The 22,558-nt window shown below is 52.2% G+C and carries 13 protein-coding genes; 2 read left to right on the plus strand and 11 right to left on the minus strand.

What is annotated here, in order from left to right; translation table 11 throughout:
- Positions 1-16: 16 nt before the first annotated feature.
- The 3 genes from KB449_RS21035 to KB449_RS21045 all read right to left on the minus strand — a co-directional run bounded on the left by KB449_RS21035 (position 17) and on the right by KB449_RS21045 (position 5,674).
- On the minus strand, positions 17-1,918 hold the full coding sequence (locus KB449_RS21035; RefSeq protein ID WP_282910233.1) for an ABC transporter permease subunit: 1,902 nt from the start codon (positions 1,916-1,918) through the stop codon (positions 17-19).
- A gap of 83 nt (positions 1,919-2,001) precedes the next feature.
- A complete protein-coding gene (locus KB449_RS21040) occupies positions 2,002-3,675 on the minus strand; it encodes an ABC transporter substrate-binding protein (RefSeq protein WP_282910234.1) in 1,674 nt (557 codons plus the stop codon).
- Positions 3,676-3,943: 268 nt separating this feature from the next.
- Positions 3,944-5,674: an extracellular solute-binding protein gene (locus KB449_RS21045; RefSeq protein WP_282910235.1), complete on the minus strand. Its 1,731-nt coding sequence runs from the start codon at positions 5,672-5,674 to the stop codon at positions 3,944-3,946.
- 252 nt (positions 5,675-5,926) lie between these two features.
- On the opposite strand from KB449_RS21045, the gene KB449_RS21050 reads away from it, so the two are divergent.
- Both KB449_RS21050 and KB449_RS21055 read left to right on the plus strand, forming a co-directional pair.
- Complete coding sequence (locus KB449_RS21050; RefSeq protein ID WP_282910236.1) at positions 5,927-7,726, plus strand: sensor histidine kinase; 1,800 nt, start codon at positions 5,927-5,929, stop codon at positions 7,724-7,726.
- Entirely contained in the window at positions 7,698-9,290 is a 1,593-nt protein-coding gene (locus tag KB449_RS21055) for a response regulator (protein ID WP_282910237.1), read from the plus strand. Before KB449_RS21050 ends, KB449_RS21055 begins: the two co-directional genes overlap by 29 nt.
- Before the next feature lie 15 nt (positions 9,291-9,305).
- On the opposite strand, the gene KB449_RS21060 is transcribed toward KB449_RS21055, so the two are convergent.
- The 8 genes from KB449_RS21060 to KB449_RS21095 all read right to left on the minus strand — a co-directional run bounded on the left by KB449_RS21060 (position 9,306) and on the right by KB449_RS21095 (position 22,356).
- Positions 9,306-10,313 (minus strand): S-layer homology domain-containing protein, encoded by a 1,008-nt coding sequence (locus KB449_RS21060; protein ID WP_282910238.1) that lies wholly within the window; start codon positions 10,311-10,313, stop codon positions 9,306-9,308.
- 76 nt (positions 10,314-10,389) lie between these two features.
- Positions 10,390-17,037, minus strand: coding sequence for a DUF5695 domain-containing protein (locus tag KB449_RS21065; RefSeq protein ID WP_282910239.1), 6,648 nt, complete (start codon positions 17,035-17,037; stop codon positions 10,390-10,392).
- 391 nt (positions 17,038-17,428) lie between these two features.
- Complete coding sequence (locus KB449_RS21070; RefSeq protein ID WP_350356278.1) at positions 17,429-17,944, minus strand: GNAT family N-acetyltransferase; 516 nt, start codon at positions 17,942-17,944, stop codon at positions 17,429-17,431.
- 411 nt (positions 17,945-18,355) lie between these two features.
- Positions 18,356-18,739: a DUF7674 family protein gene (locus tag KB449_RS21075; protein WP_282910240.1), complete on the minus strand. Its 384-nt coding sequence runs from the start codon at positions 18,737-18,739 to the stop codon at positions 18,356-18,358.
- 103 nt (positions 18,740-18,842) lie between these two features.
- Entirely contained in the window at positions 18,843-19,418 is a 576-nt protein-coding gene (locus KB449_RS21080) for an SMI1/KNR4 family protein (RefSeq protein WP_282910241.1), read from the minus strand.
- A 134-nt stretch (positions 19,419-19,552) separates the two neighbouring features.
- The gene (locus KB449_RS21085; RefSeq protein WP_282910242.1) at positions 19,553-20,149 is read right to left on the minus strand and encodes a hypothetical protein; all 597 of its coding nucleotides are present in this window, start codon (positions 20,147-20,149) and stop codon (positions 19,553-19,555) included.
- Between the two features lie 195 nt (positions 20,150-20,344).
- The gene (locus tag KB449_RS21090) at positions 20,345-21,139 is read right to left on the minus strand and encodes a hypothetical protein (protein WP_282910243.1); all 795 of its coding nucleotides are present in this window, start codon (positions 21,137-21,139) and stop codon (positions 20,345-20,347) included.
- A gap of 302 nt (positions 21,140-21,441) precedes the next feature.
- Positions 21,442-22,356 carry a phosphotransferase gene (locus KB449_RS21095; RefSeq protein ID WP_282912879.1) on the minus strand — a complete coding sequence of 305 codons (915 nt, stop codon included), beginning with the start codon at positions 22,354-22,356 and terminating at the stop codon, positions 21,442-21,444.
- Positions 22,357-22,558 lie beyond the last annotated feature (202 nt).

Consider the following 22,558-nt stretch of genomic DNA (forward strand, 5'->3'; position numbering starts at 1 on the left):
GAACGTCACCTCGAGTCTAATCCGCTTCCGTCTTGATAAACTTCATGTTCACGATCGTCAGGATGAAGATCGCCGCGAACATGGTCACGCCAAGCGCCGACGCGTAGCCCAGATCGTTGAACTTGGTCGCCGCGAAGTACATCTGCAGCGCGGGTACGTAAGTCGAATCCATCGGACCGCCCCCGGTCATGATCAGGATCGTGCCGAAGTCCTGGACGATCGCGATGACCGCCAGCACGACGAGCAATTTGATCTGGCCGGCCAGCAGCGGCAGATGGATGGATCGAATGATGCGCGGCGTCCTGGCCCCGTCCATCTTGGCTGCTTCGATCACCTCCTCGGAGATGCCGATTAATCCGGAATACAGAACCAGCAATTGCAAAATGCCCACGAACGGGAAATTGATGAAAATGAGCGCCCAGAGCGCGGTCTTGGCTTCGCCGAGCCAAGGACGCGACCATGAGCCGAGCCCCAATGCTTCGAGAAGCTGATTGATCATGCCGTTGCCCGGATCGTACAGGTTCTGCCAGATGAGCAGGATGCCTACGGTCGGTACGACCATCGACAGGACAAACGACGTGCGGAACCAGTACTGCGCCTTTTTATTGCGCAAATGATAGATAAGCTCCGCGACGATGAGCGGCGGGACGATCGCCTTGACCAATCCCGTAGCGATCAGAATCAGCAGATTATAAGCGCCTTTGCCGACATAGGGATCGGCGAATATCCGCTTGAAATTGTCCAGCCCGACGAACTCGCTGCGCGCCACGGGATTCCAGTCGTACAAGGAGTGGAACAGCCCGGAAAAGGCCGGCGTGTACATGAAAACGCAAAGCAGCGACAGGCTTGGAACGAGCATCAGGTACGAAAATTTATCCTTCCACAAGCGAGCCAGCACCTGCGGCTTGCGGCGTTGCAGCATATAGACGGCACCCGTCAGCGCAATCGCTCCCGCCGCGATCAGGCCGATCTTCCAGGCTTGGTCCCGGGCGGCTTGCGCCTTTGCGGACGCCAGCAAACCGTCGATCTCATAGGCGTATACCTGCCCTTTGTCGGACGCCGCATACAGCCGCCTGCCGTCGCCGCTGAACTTCACCTGTTGTCCGGCGCCCGGCTCCTTGGCCGACCACAGCAGGCTGCCGTTCGTCTTCAGGATCGCGTAGTTGCCGGCAAAATCCGCTGCCGCTACGTACGCGCCAGCCGCATCGAGGTGAACGGAGGTCAGCTGGTCCTTCATGATACGGCTGCCGATCGGCTGTCCGTCGCGATCGAAGACCGACAGCTTGTAGTCGGAGGTGCCGACCGCCATCGTGCCGTCATCCGCGACGCTGACTGCTTTGATCGCGCCGGCCATCGGCGTCTTGGTCACCGTCTCGCCTTCGCTGTTCAACAGATAGACGTATTGATCGGCTGCGCCCACGACGATCCAGCTGCCGCTGGGCGACAAGCCGATATGGTCCATGTAGATCCCGATCGGAATCTCGCGCACGACCTCTCCTTGCAGATCGAGCAGGTACACCGCATCGCTTCTGTACAGCGTGATCGCCACGAGCTGTCCGTCGCCTGTCGCGACGAGCGATTTGACCATCTTATTGAAGGTATGGGTCCAGACGTTGTTGCCCTGGCCGTCCACCATATACACGTTCCGGTCGTCCGAAGCGACCAGCAGTCTTCCGTCGTTCAGCAGCGCCACGTCAGTGACTACATTATTGGCCTGCGCCTCGAATAGCGGCTTGCCGTTCCGGTCCAGCACGACGGCAACCGCATCCTGCGTGCCGACCGCCATGCGCTCGCCGTCTTCGCTTACGGATATCGAGTTGATCGTCAGCTCCTTGTCCATCTTCCACAGCGCCTCCGCAAAGGCGGGCTGCGCGTACAAGAACAGTAGAGCAACGATGATGATCGCTAGTTTTTTCATGACATCCCCTTCGGCAAGCTCAAGTTGAGCGCGATGCCCCGCCCGGCTTCAGCGTTGCCGGACGAAGCATGCGGGCAATGATGCTATTCTCTGACCGGCGGCTTGCGTTCCGGATTGTCGAGATCGGACATTTCCTTCTTGTACTGCTTCATCATCTCGGGGAACTTCTTGTCGATGTCGGCTTGATACTGGGTCAAAAATTCGTCCACCGTGATTTTGTTGTAAAAATACTTGGAAATGAGGCCTACGAAGCTTTGGACGGACGGCTGATAGTCGTACAATCCGCGGGACAGGACGTTACCCGGGCTCGGGAGGCCTTCCGAGTTGCCGATCGCCTCGAAGGAGGAGAATGCCTTTTTCATTTCGTCCGGCAGCTCGATGTCGTTCAGCAGCGGCGCGCCGCTAAGCGAAGCGTCTTTGGAGTTCTGGACCGCCTCCAGGTAGACCTTGTACCCTTGCGGACTGGTTAGATACATCATGAAGTCCATATCAAGCGCCGTCTGTTCGGCATCCTTCTTCACGAAGCCGTAAGCGCCCGTGTAGATGTGAATCGTACGAGCCGGCGCCTGCACGTTCGGTCCTTCCATGGACGGCATGCCGAAGTAGCCGAATTCAAAGGGCTTGATGCCCGCTTTGTCCGACGTCGATTGCGCGTCCGCGAAGTCTTTGGGCAGCTGCCAGTAGGAGGAGGGCAGCGCGACCATCGTTGCGGCTTTCCCCGTCAAGAACAGCTTGTACGCCTGATCCTCCGTCATGCCGAGGAAGCCTTCGGGCGCATAGCCGAACAACGTTCTTAAGTTTTCGAATACCTCGCGCCAGGCCGGATTGCCTTCCAGCTTATAAGGACCGGTATGATCCTTGACGGCCTTCAGCATTCTGAGCTCGTTGGTGGACACGTTCACCTTGGCGTCATTGTACGAATCCGCCGCGTCGTACGACCATTTGTCGTCGATATCGGGCAGATAGGTATAATCCTGGGGCTGCGAGCGTACGAGCTCGATGTAATTCCGGAAGTATTGGTCCGGATAGATCCGCATCAGCCAGCCGGCTTGCCCGCTCCAGAGCGAGAGAGCGTTTGCGCCGATGGCGAAAGGCGTGATGCCCGACGCTTGGAGCTTCTTGTAAATGTCTATCAGCTCATTGAACGTTTTGGGCGTCTCCGTAATGCCAGCTTTGGCGAATAGCTCCTTGTTGTACATCCATAAAATTTGCACCGATTCGTAGCTTAACGATTGAATGACGTCAAGCTTGGGATCCTCCAGGTTGATTCCCATGCCCGCCAGGTTGAAGCTGTCCTTCCAAGCCTTGTTCGTGTACGGATTTTCCTTCTCCAGCCACGGCTTGAAGTCGACGAACTTCTGCGCCTCCGTCAGGTCCGCGTTTTCATTCGTCTGGACGAAGTCGGCTTCCGGCACGCCTGCCGCATATTGCGCCTGGAGCCAGTCGCGGTAGCCTTCCGCGGGCTTGATGTCCACGTTGACTTTGACGCCCGGGTGCAGCGCCTCATAGGAGGCGGCAACCTTGCCCCATACCTCCGCCGATTGTCCGCGAAGCGAGATGCGAATGTTCCCCTTCAGCGTATCGGCCGGCTGCGTCTGCGGACTCGCCTGACTCGACTGACTCGCCGTCGCTTCCGGACTTGCGCTTGGCGAGGCGTTTGCCGCCCCCTTGCCTTCATTGCCGTTCGAACAGGCGGATACCAGCAGCGCCGATCCCGCCAGCACGCTTAACCATTTAGCCTTTTGTCCATGTTGCACGCTGCACACGCTCCGATCTTTTTTTAGCTTTCATGAACGCTGTTTGAACGCTTTGAAACTGAACCCCTTGAAGCGGTAATGGCGTTGTATTCCGGCTTGCCGGCGTTGCGATCACCTCCTTCAATGCATGCGCTCGCTTTAATTATCGAAATATTCTGTCTATTTATTCGAGTACGTTTCCTGATAGAATCATACATTGGACCTTATCACGGATCGATAGACGGCCGCGGCCCGCTTCGCTGCGGCCTGTCTCTCGCTCCTCCGTTACTTATTTCTGCAGCGCCCGCAGCTTTGTGATCGCGGCTTGATGCGCTTCGTTCCAAAAATCGTACACCTGCTTCTCGCCCAGGCCGATCAGCTCGTTCATCATTTTGCGCTTGCCCTCCGCAAAGCTGGCGTCGTCTCTGGCCAGGATGAGCTTGGGCACGGCCTGGTTCAGATACGTATTGATCTTCTCGGACATGCCCTTGATCTCGTCCGGCTCGATCGTCGGCATGAAGCCGATCAGCTCGTACACCGGGCTGTTCGTGTATTGCACCCCCTGGGGCAGAATGTCTGCTGGCAGTTCGACGCCGTAATAGGAAACGGCCCGTTTTGCGATCGTGTTTTCGGGCTTGGCCAGCTCGTCGATCTGAACCGCGCGGTTGAGCGCAATCTGAATCGGATCCCCGGTTCCCGGAATACGCGCGTTCATGTCCAGGCCCAAATTGTTGAGGAACTTGCGGTAGCCATATTTGAGCGCGGCGTCGGGATCCTTCATGTTGTTTTCATAGGCTTGCGTATAGCGATATGCGCCATTTTCCATCACCCAGTCCACGCCTTCCACGCCGTTCGCGACCGTCATCGCGCCATGAACGGAATACAGCCAGTTGATCAGCGCCATTGCGCGTTCCGGATGCTTGGCATCCTTTGCGATCGCGATCACGTTCGAATTTCCGAATTTATAGTTGAAGGTGTGATACTGCCTGGACGGCATCGGCAGCGGCCCGAACCAGCCTTTGTCCAGGACCTGCCTGGATTGCAGATACTTGTTGCTCCCCTCGAACATCCCTCCGTTAATCGAAGCCAGCACTTGTCCGGTATTGTACTTCCGGGCGGCCTGATCGTATTTCTGCGTAAAACTTTCCGGGTCTAGCAATCCCATCTGATACGCCCGATTCCAGAATCGAACGTCGTGCCAGAATCCGGAGTCTTCGTCCAGGTACATGTTGAGAGTCTCGTAGGTGTCCACGTCGGTCTGGACGACGTTGGCCGGGCCGCCGTACAGGTAGGTGCCTCCCTGGTTGGCGACGCCGAAGTTCATCGTATTGTAGCTCTGCCCCCAGTCGAACCAGGTCGTGAAGCCGTAGTAAGGCTTGCCGTCTTCGTTGGTGGGGTGCAGCGCCTTCATGGCCGCCACGACTGCCAGATAATCGTCGCTGTCCTTGATCTCCGGGTAGCCCAATTGCTCGTAATAGTCCCACCGCAAGTACACGCCGTTCCAGAGCGGTTCGGGCTGCGCGGCTTCGCTCTTGATGTTGACGCCCAGAAATTTCAGCTCGCCGTCGCCGTAAATGCTTTTGAACGTGCCCAGCACTTCTGCCGGAACGTTTTTCCGGATATCCGGACCGTACTTCTCAAGCAGCGGCTCCATGTCCAGGACCAAATCCTTCATTTGGCCGATGTACTTTTTGTTGACGACCATAATATCCTTCAGGTCGTCCGTCGACAGGATGGCGGCGAGCTTCTCGTCCGTCGGCCTCGTCTCCATGTCGATGCGGATGCCAAGCTCCCGTTCGATTTGCTTCGCCACGGGGTCGTCCTGAATGCCGCGCGGCGGATTGCTGCCCATCACGGCGCTCCAGAAGCTGATCGTGACGGGCTCCTTGCCGTTGTGCGCGAGCCGGGCATCGGAAGAGGCTGCCGGGTTCCCGGCGCACGCGGCCAATGGTACCAACGAGATCAAAGAAACCAAAGAGACCATCAGAGCCGCGCGCCAGCGCTTCGTTCTCCCTTTCATTCCGCTCCAACCTCCGCACGCTGCATGACTAGGAAGCCTATGATCACATCTTACATGCGCGCCCCGTGCCCGTTCAATTCTAAAAACTATTGATCTTTATAATAATTATGGCGGCGCCGGAAAAATCGCCGTTAACGAAAGGATTAAGGGGAATGCCAGCGAATCCATAGCTAAACGTCACCATGAATTCGCCCAATCGAGGTGTTGGTCATCTTCAAACAGCTCTATGAGCGTTTGCTCAAGCAAAAATTTTTGAATCGACTGCTGATCGCCTACACGCTGATCGTCATCGTCATCATCTTGTTTTTCAGCATGACGATCCTGGAGAACACGAATCGCGCGCTTCGCGTCGATGCCGCGAACAGCCAAGCCCAGGCGATCCAGCGGGCGGCCAATTATTTCGAGCAAAAAGAAGCGACGATCAAGGTGTTGATCCAGCAGCTCTATTTAAACCCGGCGCAGAGCCAGGACATGCTGGAGTATCTGTCCAAAAAAATCGACACGTTCGACGAAGAGGACTTTTCCCAGTCCAGCCCGATCCGGTACTACCTGGACTCGGCAGCCTTTCAGGACGAAGATATTATGGATGCGCTGATCTATAAGAAAAACGGGCAAAATCTGCTCGTCCGCTCCAATTACATGTCGCTCGATAACGATGATTATTTAAACCGCAACATCGTACTTTATAATGCGATGGACGATCACTTTTACGGGCTGACGCTTACCCCCACTTATTTGCAGAGCTACTCCTCTCTGCCGAAGAAGCCGATCTTCACTCTATCGGGCAACATCCGCGGCGGCACGGGCACGACGACGTTCGACCGCAGCATCGCCATTTTGTCCGTTAATTTCAATACCGAACGCATCGCCGGCTTGTTCGAACAGCTGATCGACCGGAAGTTCCCGATGACGCTTCTGGTGCTCAACCAGGAGGGCAAAGTGGTCATCGACACGTCGAATCGCTATTATGAAGGTGTCTATCCCTACTTCGAGCAAGTGAAGGAAAGCCGCCAAGATGCCCGCCTGGACGAAGTCAGCATGGTTCAGACCGTACATAGCGAAAAGCTTGGCTATTATGTCACGGCCGTGCTGCCGCATGCCGAAATTTACGACAAGAGCCGTTCCACGCGAAATCTGATCGTACTGATCGCCTTGCTAAGCATCGTCTTCGCGATCGTGCTCGGCGTCATCAGCATCCGGTTTCTCGCCCGTCGGATCAAGTACATTAACAAGGCCATCCAGAAAGTACAGGTCGGAGACTTCACTTACCGGATCCCGATCGACAATACCAAAGACGAGATCAGCAATATCGCGGTGAACTTCAATCAAATGTGCGACTGGATCGTCAACTATATCGAAAAGGGCTATCTGTCCGAGCTCAAGCAAAACGAAGCCCGCCTGTACGCGCTTCAGTCGCAGATCGATCCGCATTTCCTGTACAATACGCTGGAGATCATCCGCATGGAGGCGCTCGCTTCCGGCAACGAACAAGTCAGCCACATGATCGAAATTTTGTCGCAGCTGTTCAGGAACAGCATCAAGGGCGACCGCTACGTACAGATCAAGGACGAGCTGCGCTTCTGCGAGAATTACCTGGAGCTGTACAATATCCGATATGCGGATCACTTGTTCGTGAAATATCAGATCGAGACGGACATCCTCGAATTCGGCGTCATGAAACATTTGCTGCAGCCGATCCTCGAAAATTGCATCGTCCACGGTCTGAAGCCCCACGTCGCCAACAATCAAATTACGGTGAAAGGCTATCGTCAGGCCGACGATATTATCATCGAAATTGCCGACAACGGAAAAGGCATGGACGGCGCCGAGCTGGAAAAAATCAAGCGCGCGCTGGCCGCGAGCGATATTCCGGACAGGCAGACGATCGGCATCATGAACGTCCATCAGCGGATTCGGTTGGCCTTCGGGCCGGCATACGGCCTGAGCATCGGCAGCGTCAGCGACCAAGGGACCGTCGTCGCGCTGCGCATGCCGGCCAAAAGCAAAGAGGAGTTGTTAGCGGATGCTGAAAGCTATCATCGCGGACGATGAACCGGCCATTCTCAAAGGACTACGCGGGATCGTGCAGTGGGAAGATTACGGCATCGAGATCGCGGGTCAAGCCTGCAACGGCATCGAGGCGCTGGAGCTGATCGAGCGAGAGCAAGCCGCGATCCTCATCACGGATATTCAAATGCCGGAGATGAGCGGACTGTCCCTGATCAAGGAGGCCAAGCGGAGAGGGTATCCGATCCGATCGATTATTCTGAGCGGATACGGCGACTTCGGGTACGTGAAGGAAGCGATCCAACTGGGGATCGAAAACTATTTGCTGAAGCCGATCGTTCGCGACGAGCTGTGCTCTACGCTCATGAATCTGGTCGAAAAAATCAATCGGGAATTGGATCGGCAAAACCAGCTGCGGAGCGATTCGTTGATCCTCAGGAACAACATCCTGAACCGCTGGCTGACGAACCATATCAGTCCGGCTCATCTGATAGAGCGCTCCGATCTGCTCCAGATCGATCTGAACGCCGGCCAATACCTGGTCTGCCTGTTTAAAATTTTATATGAACGACATCATGACATCTCGCATCGGGAGCTGATCAGCTTCGCGAGCGAAAATATTTGCAACGAGGTGTTGAACCGGTACGGCAAGGTCATCACTTTCTGCGACATGAACAATCACATCGTCGCCTTGTTCGACGATACGACGGATCTTGGACCCGAGCCGATACGCGCGCTGTTGGCCGAATGCGCGGCGACGATCAACAAGCTGCTCAAGTGCGACGTATTCATCACGGTAGGAAACCGCGAGCGCAGCTGCGACGAAGTCCATAATAGCTACGCCCTGGCCGTCGAATTGATGAATTATTCCTTGCTCATGCCGCCCAATTCTATCGTCGATCACGAGCAAATCGCCAAAGAATCGTTCGTGAACAACGAACGGATCCACTTGGACGACGAAAGGTTCCAGCAGGCGTTGGCCGAGAAAAACCAGGATGAAGCTTGGCGCTATATCGATGACGTATTCGGCCGGATCGTGCATTCCGGCGAGGCGCCGCTGCTGCGCGCTTATCCGCTCGTCATGGACATGCTGTACCGGATCCTGAACGCGCTTCGTCAGATCAAAGTCGACGCAGGCACGCTGTTCGATATTCAGGATACGGTGTTCATCCATCTCATGCGCGCTAAGTCGCTGGAGGAGCTCCAGTCCTGGCTGAAAACGATCGTCGCCAAAGCGATCGACAAAATGAACGCCGCCGATGAAAATTGGAATCCGATGATCAAACGCGTGCTGGTCTACCTGGACGCGCATTACGCGGAGAACGTGTCGTTAAAGACTCTTTCTCTCGCCTTTAACGTGAACGCGGCCTATTTGGGACAATTGTTCATTAAAGAAAAGAGCGAGACTTTCTCCAGTTATCTAAATACGATGCGGATCGAAAAAGCGATCGGGCTGCTGACCGAAACGAATCTGGAGCTGCATGAGATCGCCGAAAAAGTCGGCTATGCCAATCAAAGCTATTTTAATATCATTTTCAAAAAATTAACCGGCCTGTATCCCAGCAAGTATAGGCTGGATGCCCGTCATGCTGCGCCTCGGGAGTCTTGATACATACGCGCCTCCTCATGCCTCAAGCATTCTAAGAATAACCGTCACTGCCTCTGCGCGGGTTGCAGGCGCATTCGGGGCAAATTGATTAAGCGTATTTCCCTTCATGAGGCCCAGCTCCACGGCCGCCTTCACGGAGGGGATCGCCCAAGCCGGTATCTGATCGAGATCCGCGAACGCCAATTGAATATCGGTGCTTGCTTCTTTGCCCATTGCACGTACGAGGATCGCCGACATTTCCGAGCGCGTGATCCATTTGTTCGCACCGAACGTATCGTCTGCGTAGCCGGTAATCAGCTTGGCTTCCACAGCTGTTTGTACATACGCTTTTGCCCATGCAGGAATCTCTTTATTGTCATTGAATGCCAGGCCTTTGCCGTCGCTTGTCTGCATCTGCAGCGCCCGAACGATCATCGCCGCGAATTCCGCCCTTGTCACTTGAAGATTCGGCTTGAAGGTGGCATCCGCGTAGCCGGTGACGAAGCCCCTCTTTACGGCCTCATAGATGGACGCTTGGGCCCAGTGTTTCTTGATATCCTTGAAAATCAGCAAATGTGGATCGTCCGCCACCGCTGCCGTTACTTGAGGATCAAGCGTAACGACGTTCAGCTTGGAATCGACGAGTTTGATATCGCCAAGCTTGATGGACGTTGTCCCGGATCCGATACGCTCAAAGGTGATCGCGGCCAGCTCCACTTCCCCCTTCTCGCCGCCGACTTCTCCCACCTTCGTATGCGCGATCCGGATCGTATTGGCGCTAAGGATCGGGTTTACCGAAAAGCCTTTAATCGACGTTTCCGCCTTGCTAAAGGAAAGCATATCTTCGTCATAAGACAATTCTAAATCGTAAGCGTACAAATCCGTAAGCCCGTGCCCCATAATAGACAGCTTCACATCTCTGTCCGAATAACTAAGCTTGAGTTCGAAAGTGGCGTTGGCCTCTTTAGCCGCAACGGTCCCCTGGGACAAGCCAGCAGCGAGGATGACGATCGACAAAAGCAGGATCAACTTGCGTTTTAACATGCGACTCATCCCTCCATGAACTGAGGAGGAAGGCGCCGAAGCGCCTCCCCTCTTTTCTTACGCGAACGCCGATCGTTTATTGCTGCAGCCAATTCCCTACGATCATGCGCGCTACAGCCGCCAGTTCGAGAATCGTAATCTCGTGATGATCGAACAAGTCGGCCTTCTCTACCTGATCCCAGCCAGGCTGATCCTTCTTGACGCCGTAATATTTAGCGATGATCGACAGATCCTGAATCGTAATGGATGTCGCTCCGGGTACAAGCGTCACGATCTTTGAAGCGAACGTCGATATTGCCGCGTTCAATGCCGCCGTCGCTGCATCCACCGTCGACTGCGAGGCGCCGCCGCTGCTCTTCACCGCGTTCGCCGCTACGATGGTTGCTTGAAGATCCGTGATTGCAGCCGCCGGATATTGACCGACTTTATTGCCCGCCGTTGCCTTTGCAGCTTTGGCTTGGGCGGTGGCGATTGCTTGATTTAATGCGCTCAGATCGACCGAAGGCGTCGTCGTCGGATTCACGCTTGCTCTGAACGTGCTCGTTGCCGTCGTTAAGGTCGATACGGCCAGGTCCACTTCGGATTGCGTTACCGCCGCGCGGTCGCGGACAACAATAGCAGCGTTAATCGCAGCTTGCAGCGTTGCCTTCGTACCTGCCGGATATTGGCCCGGCGCCGATCCTTCGACTGCAGCGCTCAATGCTTGCCCGGCCTCCGCAATGGCCGTATTCAATGCCGCTTTATCGATCTGGATCATCGAGCCGCTGAATACGGTTACGGCGTCATCCAATGCGACTAGCGCCTGAGCGACGTCTGCCGTCGTTGCCGCTCCGTTCTGCGCCACGGCCGATGCAACATCGATTGCGGCCTGCAGCGTTGCTTTGGAGCCATTCGGATATTGTCCCTGTTGATTGCCTTCGGATGCCCCGTCATGCAGCGCTTGTGCGGTCCCAATGGCAGCAATCAATGCCGTCTTGTCTACTTGAACGACTTGAATGTCCGCCTTGGCCTGAGCGGTGTCGAGCAGCGAATAATGGCCCTCGTCGCCGACCATTTCCTGCTTGGTTACCGCAATCGTTGTCGTTGTGGCAGCGGCATCTGCCTTGGCATGGCCTTGAAGAACGAACAACGGTCCGTCTCCCGTCAAGAAGCTTCCCGTGAGTCCCATAATGATCAGGATCTCCCCGGTTTCCGGCTTAACGGCGGTCTCGACAACCTGGAGCCCCGTCCGCGAAGACGTAACCGCACCTTCATCCAAGACGTTGACGCCATCGTTCAATGAGGTCGCAAACGCGATCACGGCCGGATCGTACTTCAGCTCCACGCTCAGCATATTAAAATTATGCGTCAAGCCGTTTACACCGACTGTAAGGTTAACCGGTTGACCCGCGTACACTGGCGCCGAAGGACCGGTTAAGCTTGCGCCTGGCTGCAGCGCGGGCCCTTGCGGAATTACGACTTCCTTATCAGGGCTGGCGTTAAGAGAATCGGTTGCCCGATACCGGACAAAATACGTACCGGCGCCGAGTCCCGTAACCTCCGCACCCGTAATGGCGGTATAGGTTTGGGAGCCTTCCCTCCTGTACTCCATGGCCGAGGTCACGCCGGTAAGCTTTCCGTCATTTCCGTTGACGACGGTCGGCTGTACCCCTGCCGGCGTCGTCGGCGCCTGCTGATCCTGCTTGGCCGCCGCCTGGGTCACTTCCCATTCCCACAAGCCGACGCCATTGCCGTTCCGGGCTTTTTTGGTCATCGTAACGCGCAGCGATTTAACCGCCAGCGCCGGGTTAAATTCAAAGATGTTCGAGGAACCTACCGGCGTCGTAAGCGCGACGATGCCCGTGCTGACTGTCCCCGCCGTCACCCATTCATTCGTTTGGCTATTCAGCGGAATGTATGAATACGTGTACTTGGTAGGCGCTTCGATGCCGCCGTTATCCGTCCACAGCATCAGATTGGAGCTCTGGAGGGACGCGCCTTGCGGCCAATCGTATTGCACCCATTCCTCGGCGCTTGTATTGCCCCACGAACCCCAATGCGGGTTGGTTGCGGCCGTTTTTAACCCGTCATTTACCGCAGGGAGACTCTCCCACGACGACGTGAAGCTGGCCGACAGGCTGGCCGCAAACGCCATATTTTTATCGCGCGGGCTGAGCAGCCGCAGATCCGTCCGCAGCTTTTCAATGGCCTGGGCCACGTCCTCATCCGTCGCTTCCTTGTTGCTCATGACGGCAGCGGCGCCGGCCTTGGCGGCGGCAATCGGCTCAAGACCCTGATCGATGAAGTTCGCGGCTTTTAAGGAATTCGCAAAGTTAATCATCTGCGCGAGCTGCGACTTATCCGTCGCGCCCGTATAGCCGTTCACCTTCCACTCCAAAATGCCGATCCCGACGGTAAGAGGCTTCATGTCTATGCGAGCGCCCGTAATATAAGCCGGTTCGAAGGCGGTCGTATTGTACTTATTTAATGCGTTTCCAAGTCCGGTTACGCCTCTTGGCGTATACCATTTTCCGTCCGCATCGCGAAGCTGAAGCTTCATATCGGTCGGTTGAAAATTGCCGGAGCCGTCCCGGAACACATAGACGTCCATCGACGAGGCAAGGAACGGTTCATCCCACTGATACATGACCCATGCCGGTTCGCCTTCTTTTCCCCAGTTGTGCCATGCACTATTAGTGGCGCCTTTCGTTGGCGAGAAGTCCGACGAACTCTTCGGATCGTAGCCGTTGTTCATCGCTTCGGGATACCCGTCGCCGCCCGAATAGCTGGCGGAAGGCTTTGCGATCAGCGCGTTGTTTTGAGGCAACGATTTTACGACATAGACAGTGACGCGCACCTTCAAATCGCTGTCTACGATATGACCCTCGACTACGAATTCGCCTGGTTTCGCATAGCTGGCCGGATCGACCTGATTCCATGCGATCGCGCTTTTCCGATAGCCGTCCTCGTGCAAAATATCCACCTGTCCGGGAAGCGTCGGAGCCGCGTTAACGGAGGTCACGACGCTAACGGCCTTGTAGGCGCCATCGGTGTCTTTTGCGATATTAATCGTTACATCCTTGCTCGACACCTTGCCTTCATCGGCCGCCGTAAAGGTAAATACATAAGTGCCGGCCTTGCTTATTCGCGCGTATGCATCGGTTTTTCCGCCATTGACAAAAGTAACGTCCGCCGCGCCCTCCGGCTTTTGCTTCACCGTCCATCCGTACGTCCATACAGGCTCGGATACCTCGCTGTACACCGGATCCGCGGTCGCCTTGCCTGACAATACGATAATGCTGTCGTTCGAAGCATCCTGTACCGCAGTCACTTCGCCAATGACCGGAGGCTGTTTTTCCGGCGGAGCGGCCAACGTGAAGGTCAGATCGTTAGAACCGCTCTTTTGCCCGTCATTGGCGGTAAGCCTGACCGTATAAGCGCCTGCTTTGGTTCCGTTTGCCCGCGTGATCGTCGACTTCGGATTGGTAAAGCTCAGCTTGCCGCCTTCCGGCGCGCTGACCGCTTCCCATTGATAGGTCAACGTGCCGCCAGGAGCGCCGTCATCGGTCACGGTTCCTTCCATGACGAACGGAATCATCGCCTGCGGGTCTTTCGTCGTCAGCTTTGCCGTAACCTTCGGGGCTTCATTTTCGCCCGTATCCGTCTTTTCAATGCTCAATTTAGCCGTCAGCGCACTGCTCATCTGGAACATGGCCGTGCCTTTGTTGTTCTGTACATAGAACTGTCCGGCGTCTTTGTCGTCCAGCTTTATCGTATAGTAACCGTTCTCGACGCCTGCGCCATCGAACGTAATCTTTGAAGCATGCTCGCCTTTTGCAAGATTCGAGAGCTGCAAACGATAGGCCTTGCCGTCTTTTTGAATTTCTGCGCTTTCGATTTTGTCGCTTTCCGAGACCAAGTAGATCTTTTCGTCGATCAGGTTGATGCGTTTGCCAAATCCGTCCTTGGGCGCGATCCGATAAGTGCCGTCCTCTTCCGAGACCGAAGCGCCGTATCCGAAAAGACCGAATACCGGATCGGTGACGATATCGGAGCTGATCCGCAGCAGCGAGCCATAGAGGCCTTCCTCCGATTCGCCGGAGAAGTCCTGCCAGCCGTTGTTCATCACGCGCGTACCGCCGTCGTTTACGTTTTTGGTGCCGGTTCCGCCCTTCTGGGCGTTGTATCTCCAGGAGATGCCGCCTACGGACAGATTCGAGATCTGCCCCATATTGACGGCGTTAAAGTTTGAAATTTTCGCCGCATAGTTGCGCTGCTGCGCGACGGCAGCCTGTTCCCCGGTTCTCCCGTCATTTTCATAGCGCAGCCAGTCATCCATAATGGAGCCCGCCAACGAAGCGGTATATTGGAAATTCCACCAGCCCTCGCCGGCGCGGAATACCGGTACGGAATAGTAGTACCAGGTCGGCTGAATGCCCCGCATCGCTCGCGTTTTCAAGTCGGCCAAGCCCATGCTTTTCAGTGCAGCGTCCGCCCGCGCGTCTTCGGGGTAATAGGTGCGCAGCGCCTTGGCCGCGGCATAGGCCCCTTCTTCGCCGGTATTGTCGTATTCGAATTCCGACCCGTAAGGATAAGCGGCGTTGGTCACGTTCCGTCCTTTGGTTTGGGCGAACTTCTTTTTCAGATTCTCATACTCGGTCGTCATTCCTTCTTCTTTTAACGCCTCGATCATATCCGGAATCTGCTGTTCGCCGTAGAATCCCGTCGCTCCGCTCGAGACACGGTTGTAGTAAATGCCGTACGCCTTTTCCAGATAGTATTGCGGCGTCTCCCGATAATCTACCAAGTCGGGGTATGCCTTCTGGATCCGATACATGTTAAAGTAGCCGGTGGACTCCATAATCTCGGAAAATGTCCGTACGTAGGGACTTGCCGAATTCGTGTAAACGCCCGAATCTTTGAGGTAGTTCGCGACCGTAAAGGTTTTCTGCGTATTTTTCATATAACTTTCCCACATGTAGTCGATCAGGTAGTTCTCAATGGAGCGTATCTCGTCTGGATCGGGATCGAGAACGTTTTTCATCGTCATAAAATTGATGTTATCGTGGCTCCAGTCATCCCCCCAATGGCTGGTCGTCGTGTCCACGCCGGTTGTCAGATACCAGTCGCGGTAATTGCCGAAGGTCGGACTTGTCGGGTCCTTATCCTGCGTTTTCTCGACCATAAATTCGGCGTGGGCTTGAGAGGTTTGATCGAGCTCGGCAAGAATATTGAATTCGAACTGGGTAAACTTATCCAACTGTTCATTGCCGCTCTTCAGCTTGTAATTCACGCGAACGCTGTTATTGCCGAGATTGCCGAACTTGAGCGAATAGAGGTGATGCTGTTCGCCGTTCACGATCTTGGTCTCCACGAACTGCACGGATTCCGAATACCCCGGATTCCCGTCGGGAAGTCCGCGGCCTGCGCGGGAATTGTTGACCATGGCGCTTCTGGTCTGGCCGGACTTGATGTCCGGGATATGCGCGGCATCGAACGGATCGTTCTCTTGCACGGACTGAATGTCTACGGACTGCACGTCGATGAGGCGATCGTCGTAATGCAGGTCCAGCATGACCGGCATATTGATCGCAGCCTGGAAGCCCGGCAGCGCAACGGCATCGATCATGCCGGATTTGTACAGGTTGGAGCGAAGGTTAACCTCGCGCTCTTCCATCGAAGTTGAAGCGTTGTTGGGACTTTGCGCATTGGCTTGCGGACTGTTGTCGCCTGCGCGCACCGCCGAAAATTTAAACTTATACGTTTTTTGCTGATCCGGCGCCAACACCAGGCTGGTCGCATCCTTAAAATATCCGCGGCCGGTTTTCTGGATATCTTTGGAGTGGATATACAGCACGTTCAGCCCCGGGAACCAGCCGCCGCTGTCGCCGACCCAGTTGGAATACTGGCTTCCGTTGCGCAGCTCGCCCGCATCGCCCAGCCAGTAATCCACGTATTCGATGCGCGCGCCGCTTTCCGGCACCGGGGCAAACATCATGAAATTCCCTTCGCCGCTCGTGCGGATTGCATAGGAATACCCGCTGTCGGCACCGGCAAAGTTATGTACCGTCACGCGGTTGTCGTACGTATCGGATACGGATAAATACTTGTTATTCCAAGGCATCGGCAAGCCGATATCGCCGAATTCCATATATTTACCGCTTTTGTTTTTCACCGTGATTTCCCATAGCAGCGAGCCATCGTCCGTATCCATGTCGAAGACGGACTTCACGTCAAAACCTTTCATCGCCCGGGCAACCGTAGAATCAAGATTCTGTCCGATATAGTTGACTTCCACCTTTTTACCGTCCGCTGAAGCCTGCTTCGTAAAGTAAGGGTTGGCAGGGTTGATCGTCGTATACTTCGTCGACCCGCCGGCCGCCAATGTTTTGTTCGTATCCACTTCTACGAAGCCGGATCTATCGTTGGGGAACTGCCCGCTATCGCCGGTACGGTAAGAAAAAATCATCTCGCCCATCCATTGGTGCTGGACGTCGTTCTGCGGCGACGTATTGTTGGGCAATACAAAATTGATAGGTTTGCCGCCTTTATTTGTCGGGTTGTTCTGGATATATAATTCTTCGATCTGCCCCAAATCGCCGATCTTGGCCGAAAGACTGGCATTGGAAATGCCGTTCGCCGCCGCCGCTGCCGAAGGCACCGCGCTCATCCCCAAAGGCAGCGCGCCGAAAAACAATGCGGACGAAGTAGCCAGCGATATCAGCCTTTTAGTCGTCGTTTTCATTTTGACCTCCTGGTTACATGATTTATTCGAACATAAGGAAGCGCTTTCATAATTGGCTCGCAAGGAAACTTTTAATTCCACCTCCCTTTGAAAATCAGCCCCGCCAAATCTTTTTTAAATTTACAGTTCGGCGAATTCACAGTCGCCAACCATTAAGCAATCGCTTTCATAAACATTCTATATCCTGCAAACCACCCGAAAAAAGTATGATATTCAATCACTTTTTTAAAATTTGCAACCTATATAATCAAACGAGGAGCAGGACAAACGAAAAAACCGCTCCTCGTTACCAGGAACGGTTCGTATTTTTGATAATGCCCGTGGCTAAACGAAAACGGCAGCCAATCATTTGACCGGCTGCCGCAGTATATGATTGTGCTCTCGTTCTCGGTTAGCTTAGCGAACTATGCAACGGTTCCCACTCGCTTTTTCTGAGCCTGTAACAATTATATCTTTCGCTATCAACCTCAATTATATTTTGAAAAATAAATCCACATTTCTGTATTACTCTGTTTGATGGGATGTTACGCAAAAGAGAAATAGCATTGAGTACCTCGACGTTCGTATTTTCAAATAAATAATGGACTAATCCTTGTGCAGCTTGCGTTGTATAACCCTTACCTCTATGATCTTTCGAAATTGCAAACATAATCTCGCGGTTCGGTGTCGGCAATTCGTCTTTAATTCCAGTACAGCACCAACCGATAAAATTTCCCGTACCTTTTAATATAATTCCCAGACGAAGACGGAGTTCACCAATCTCCCCACCTTCCGATACAGCACTTAAAAACTGTTTATTTCCTGGAATTTCGTAGTTTATAAGCCACTCTTCTCTTTGTTCCTTAGATACATTCCAACCAGGCAAGTATTCATGGATTTCAGGTTGCCATGTTAACGAATGAAACATATCCAAATCATCAAAGGAGTACTCCTCAGATAGACATCTTTACAATCAATCATGAGAAGATTCCGATTCTTTTCACCAGCATGATCTGCACCCAATTTTTTCACCCGTACTTTCAATTGGTTGAGAACCGTTTATATCATAGCATTATCTTTTATTACTTATCACCCCATTGGGATTGAACTCTGGTCGCCAACTAAGATTCAATATTCATTTCCTATAAGAGTTTTCAAATTGAAAGAAATCCTCAGTTAAACTCCCACTTGTACTTATAGTCATCATCAATAAATAAATCAGGGTCTGCTTCTGTAAACTGGTTAAATGATATTAGCCATCCCGCGGGTATCCTTAAAGGAACTAAAGCGGGACCGATATGTACAACCTCTTTTTATTTAATTAACGTCTCCCGTTAGTTCAATGATTTGGCCTCCAGTTCATCATTCCGTTCATTTCTTTAAGTGTTTTTCGTCCCATCAACTTTATCGCATTTGTCCGAATGACAGTGTTCTCTTCATAAGCTAACCACTCTGCAATTTCTATCGCGGCGAGTGTTTGAACATCATTGTGCTTACTTTGCATCATTATCTCTATAAAATCGAAAATCCGTTTTAACACGGGGCTTTGCCAATCATATTTAAGAAGTTCTTCCATTGTTGGAACGACAACCAAACCAAAGACTACATATGGCAGATAGCCGTCGGACCAGATATGCGTATTTTCAGCGTAGAGTGGCTTTAGTTCAGGTATTGAAATTAAGAGTTCATCTATAACAGTGGTGTATACCATTTCATTTGCCACGCTCACAATCTCCTTCGGCACAAACCTGTCGTCAAACGAATCGGGCTGATAGCAACCCGCTTTCTTCTCGTTCTCTGTTAGCGTAAGGAGCTTGGAAATAGCTTCATATTTCCGTTTCCCACATTTCAATAATATCGCTCCAAAAAGGTATCCTTTTGATACTGTAAAAATCTATTTGATCATATTTCTTTAAATCGAACTCGACCATGAGATATGAGTGCAGGTTTTCACCATAATAAATAATGTCAGTCTGATGAACAGAAAGGATTGGATTGCCTGCTTCAAAAGGAGTTTCTGGGATATATCTGTGTGAATAAATCGGTATTAATTTGGGTGCATTGCGATACTGTACAATACACTTTCCCTTGGCTGCTTCTAAATCAACTGGCTTAACTCCCCATTCCTGTAACCAAAAGTTGTTGTGTTCAACATCGAACAACATGCCCTGCAAACACCAATCAAATCTTTCCTGTATCAATTGAACATTACGTTTGCTCATATCTCTCCAATTAATAAACTGGTTTGAAGTAGGTAAAGTAATTGATAGGAACTCCTTTAAATCTGGTGGAAAGCAAAAATCGTATTTTTGTTCGATTAATACAAACTCTGATTCAGTCAATCCTTCTGCAAAGACAACTCCATCATCCTTCATTTTACGTATCGTTTCAGAATAATCCATTCTTAAACCACCTCATAGACAATGCGTCTGGTTCTGTCCTTTAGTATAATGACTGAAAGAAGCAGTTAACGCGGCGGCAAACTGCTCCTAGATCGTTGAACTAATGTTCTCCGTTAGCTTGATCAAAAGTTGAGCTAAGTGCCCTTCCTTTTGAAGTATGATGACATGGTCTGCAAGTAGTCATTTAGCTTAATTGGGTCATCAGAATAATTATATGTCTTATTCATATCGCCTTTTTTTGAAACTGCTTTTACACTCAACATTCGAGTAGCCCAAGCATATTCAGGAATTTCAATGTCTGGATTATGAAAGAAGAACCAGCAGCATTCACCCTCAAGCACCACTTCGGCTAAAAAAGGGGTGCTATCTTTAACGTACTGTGATAAATCTTCTTTTGCGGACTCTTGAGCCATGCGTTTAGCTTGATCGAAGGTGATAGTCGGAATGTACTTATTAACTAACTCACCATACAGATATTGCGTTTCGAGAAAAAGCTCGTTTTCAGTTTTAATCGAAATAGTGCCAAAATCCATAACTCCAAGCGATGAAACATCCTCGGCATTCCGATCAATTGCCACAACAGTACAACTCTTCTCATCTAAAGCAGTATCTAAAGAATAAAGTTTACTTCCCACCGTTATTTTGTCTAAGGCTCTTCCATTTATTATTATATATTCTGGATTCTCTCCAGAAATAATTGTATGAATTGAAAAAATAGAGGCTCTTTCCATATTATTTGCCCCTTTCGCAAAACCAAACTATAGAATGAGTATTCGCGAAATTGCTACGCAATCCTGCCCGTTACTTCAATGAACAACGACAACCGATCGTCTGACCGGCTGCCGCGATGCCCGTTCTGCTATCGTTCTCCCATAGCGCAACGAAGGCTACCGATTAGTGCAGTTAACAAACCTTGTGCATTGTCTTCAGTATGTGTTTTGCACCAATCGCCCTTTATCGTATCTGTATTGTCGTCCTGATCCGTCTTCGCGTACTTTCCCGATTTCTATAAGGTAGCTTCCGTTGTCATTCAAGAGGTGAGCATGCTGAGGAACTTCCATGCCTCCAGGTCCATTAATAACCTTTGCCGATTCCATATGACCGTCTTTGACTCTCAAAACTTCAACGTCGGGAAAATTAAGATGCGCACCTTTAAAAGTGGCGATCAACTCCTGCGTACCGTCCCCGTCAAGATCCGCGAATTGAGGTTGACCGATTATTGTGAACATGACAAACTTCCCTTGCTTATTTACACCAAGGATATCCCAGGCTGTTTGATCTGACCCAACACCTCCGATCAGTTGGATGCCGCCAAACTCGCCCTTTAGCGGCTGGATTCTGACGGTTTCTGAATTATAGACACTGTTAAGCTTATAGGAATTGCCCGCGTACTTTGCAAAAGCATTATCAAAAGCGCTGCCCGAACCGTCTTGATATAGAACGATTGCGGTGTCACCGAGAGTCTGTTCCTTGGTTACTGTCCAGTCTTCGCCTGGCGTACCTGGTTGAGGCTCTGAAGTCTCTTTTAGCTCGAACGAAAGCTCTTTAACGTCGCGTTTCTCCGTTTTTGTGCGATTCGTTTGCGAAGAAGTGGAATTGCTCTGTTTTGGGTTGTTGTTTAGATTGCCATTCGTTAATCCGCAGCAGCCGCTGATCAATAAAGTGACTGCAAGCCCGAGCAAGGAGCACTTGTGGGAGTTTTTATAAAAAGCTCTGAACACGATTCTCCTCCTCATGAGTTCATTCTTGCTAATACATCCATATTTTATAGACGAATTTCTTATTAACAAGTTCAAACTGGACCAAATAAATATGGAATGCTGCCCGTTAGCTGAAAAACCTGCCGGATCACGCCAGCAGGCTGTGTATTGAACTATCGTTCTCCGAGGGAGTTCAATGACTTACTCTGTTGTTGAAATTCGTGTTCCTTAACAGCGGCATCAGAGAAGGCGAATCGTACCTTATCACGGCTTTTAAACTACAAAATGGTGCCGATAGCCATAGCCCCAACGAAATAATGAGCCTAATCCGACAGTGCCCGCATGATGTTGGATTTTGCCTCTGCCGCAATCGCTTCATTCCCGTCATCGACCGCTTGCATTAAGATCAGTACGGGGATGTATACCGCGATCAGCCGCGCCAGCAGCTTCGTTTCCTCGTCCGCTCCTCCGTACGTTTCGAAAAACACGCCGCGAGCGTAAGGTGGTAAAAAGCTGTAAGCAACGCTCAAATCGCAAGCAGGATGGCCTACGCTCAGATCGCCCCAATCAATGATGCCGGAAACGATCCCTTTCTCATTCACAAGCATATTTTTGAAATGAAGATCGCCATGTAGCATTGCATTCACCGCCTCGACACGGTCCGTTTGTAACCTGCTAATATACGCTTCGATCACACCGGACTCCTCCGGCGACAAGTGTTCAACCATCTTCGATAGAAAGCCCGCCAATTTCACCTTGCGCGATGCAATGTCCGTCAAGCTTCGATGATCTTGCTGAACTCCGCACTTCAGCGCCGTCTGCACAGGGAACCCATGCAATCTCCGCAAAAATTTCGCCAACGTCTCTGCCGATAAAGCTCGGCGTTCTTCCGTCAAACCGATTGGGAAATCTCCTGGCACGTAGGCATAGCCAAGAAATGGTGCCGGGTATCCGTCACTTGCTTCGCCATAAAACAACGGTTTCGGATAGGGGATGGTCATATAAGCCTCCAGCATCGGTAGCAGCTTCCCTTCCATACGAATCGAGCCAACTGCAATCGTTCTTCTTGGAAACCGGAACACGTACTCGTCACCGATGAGAAAAACCGTATTGTCCCAGCCCCAGCCCAATCGCTTCACTTGCTTCGATGACAGCTGAGGGAATTGTCTGCCGATCAGCGCCCGCGCCTGCTCTTCGTTAACTTCCCACTCCGCATCCCATACATTCGTTCCTCCCACGAATTGTCTGCCTCCTCCATCGGTTATACGTTCGTTTGTAAAGAGTTTCCTCCATTTGTTTTCCATGTTAAACTGCCCGTTACTTCAACGAAAACGGCAGTCGACATCTGACCGGCTGCCGTCGTATATATTGAGGGATAGTCTCCCGTTAGCTCAATAGTCTTATGGTTTAATTAGAGTCGCTGCTTATAGTTGTGGCTTG

Origin of the sequence: Cohnella hashimotonis, assembly GCF_030014955.1 — a bacterium.
Classification (GTDB): Bacteria; Bacillota; Bacilli; order Paenibacillales; family Paenibacillaceae; genus Cohnella; species Cohnella hashimotonis.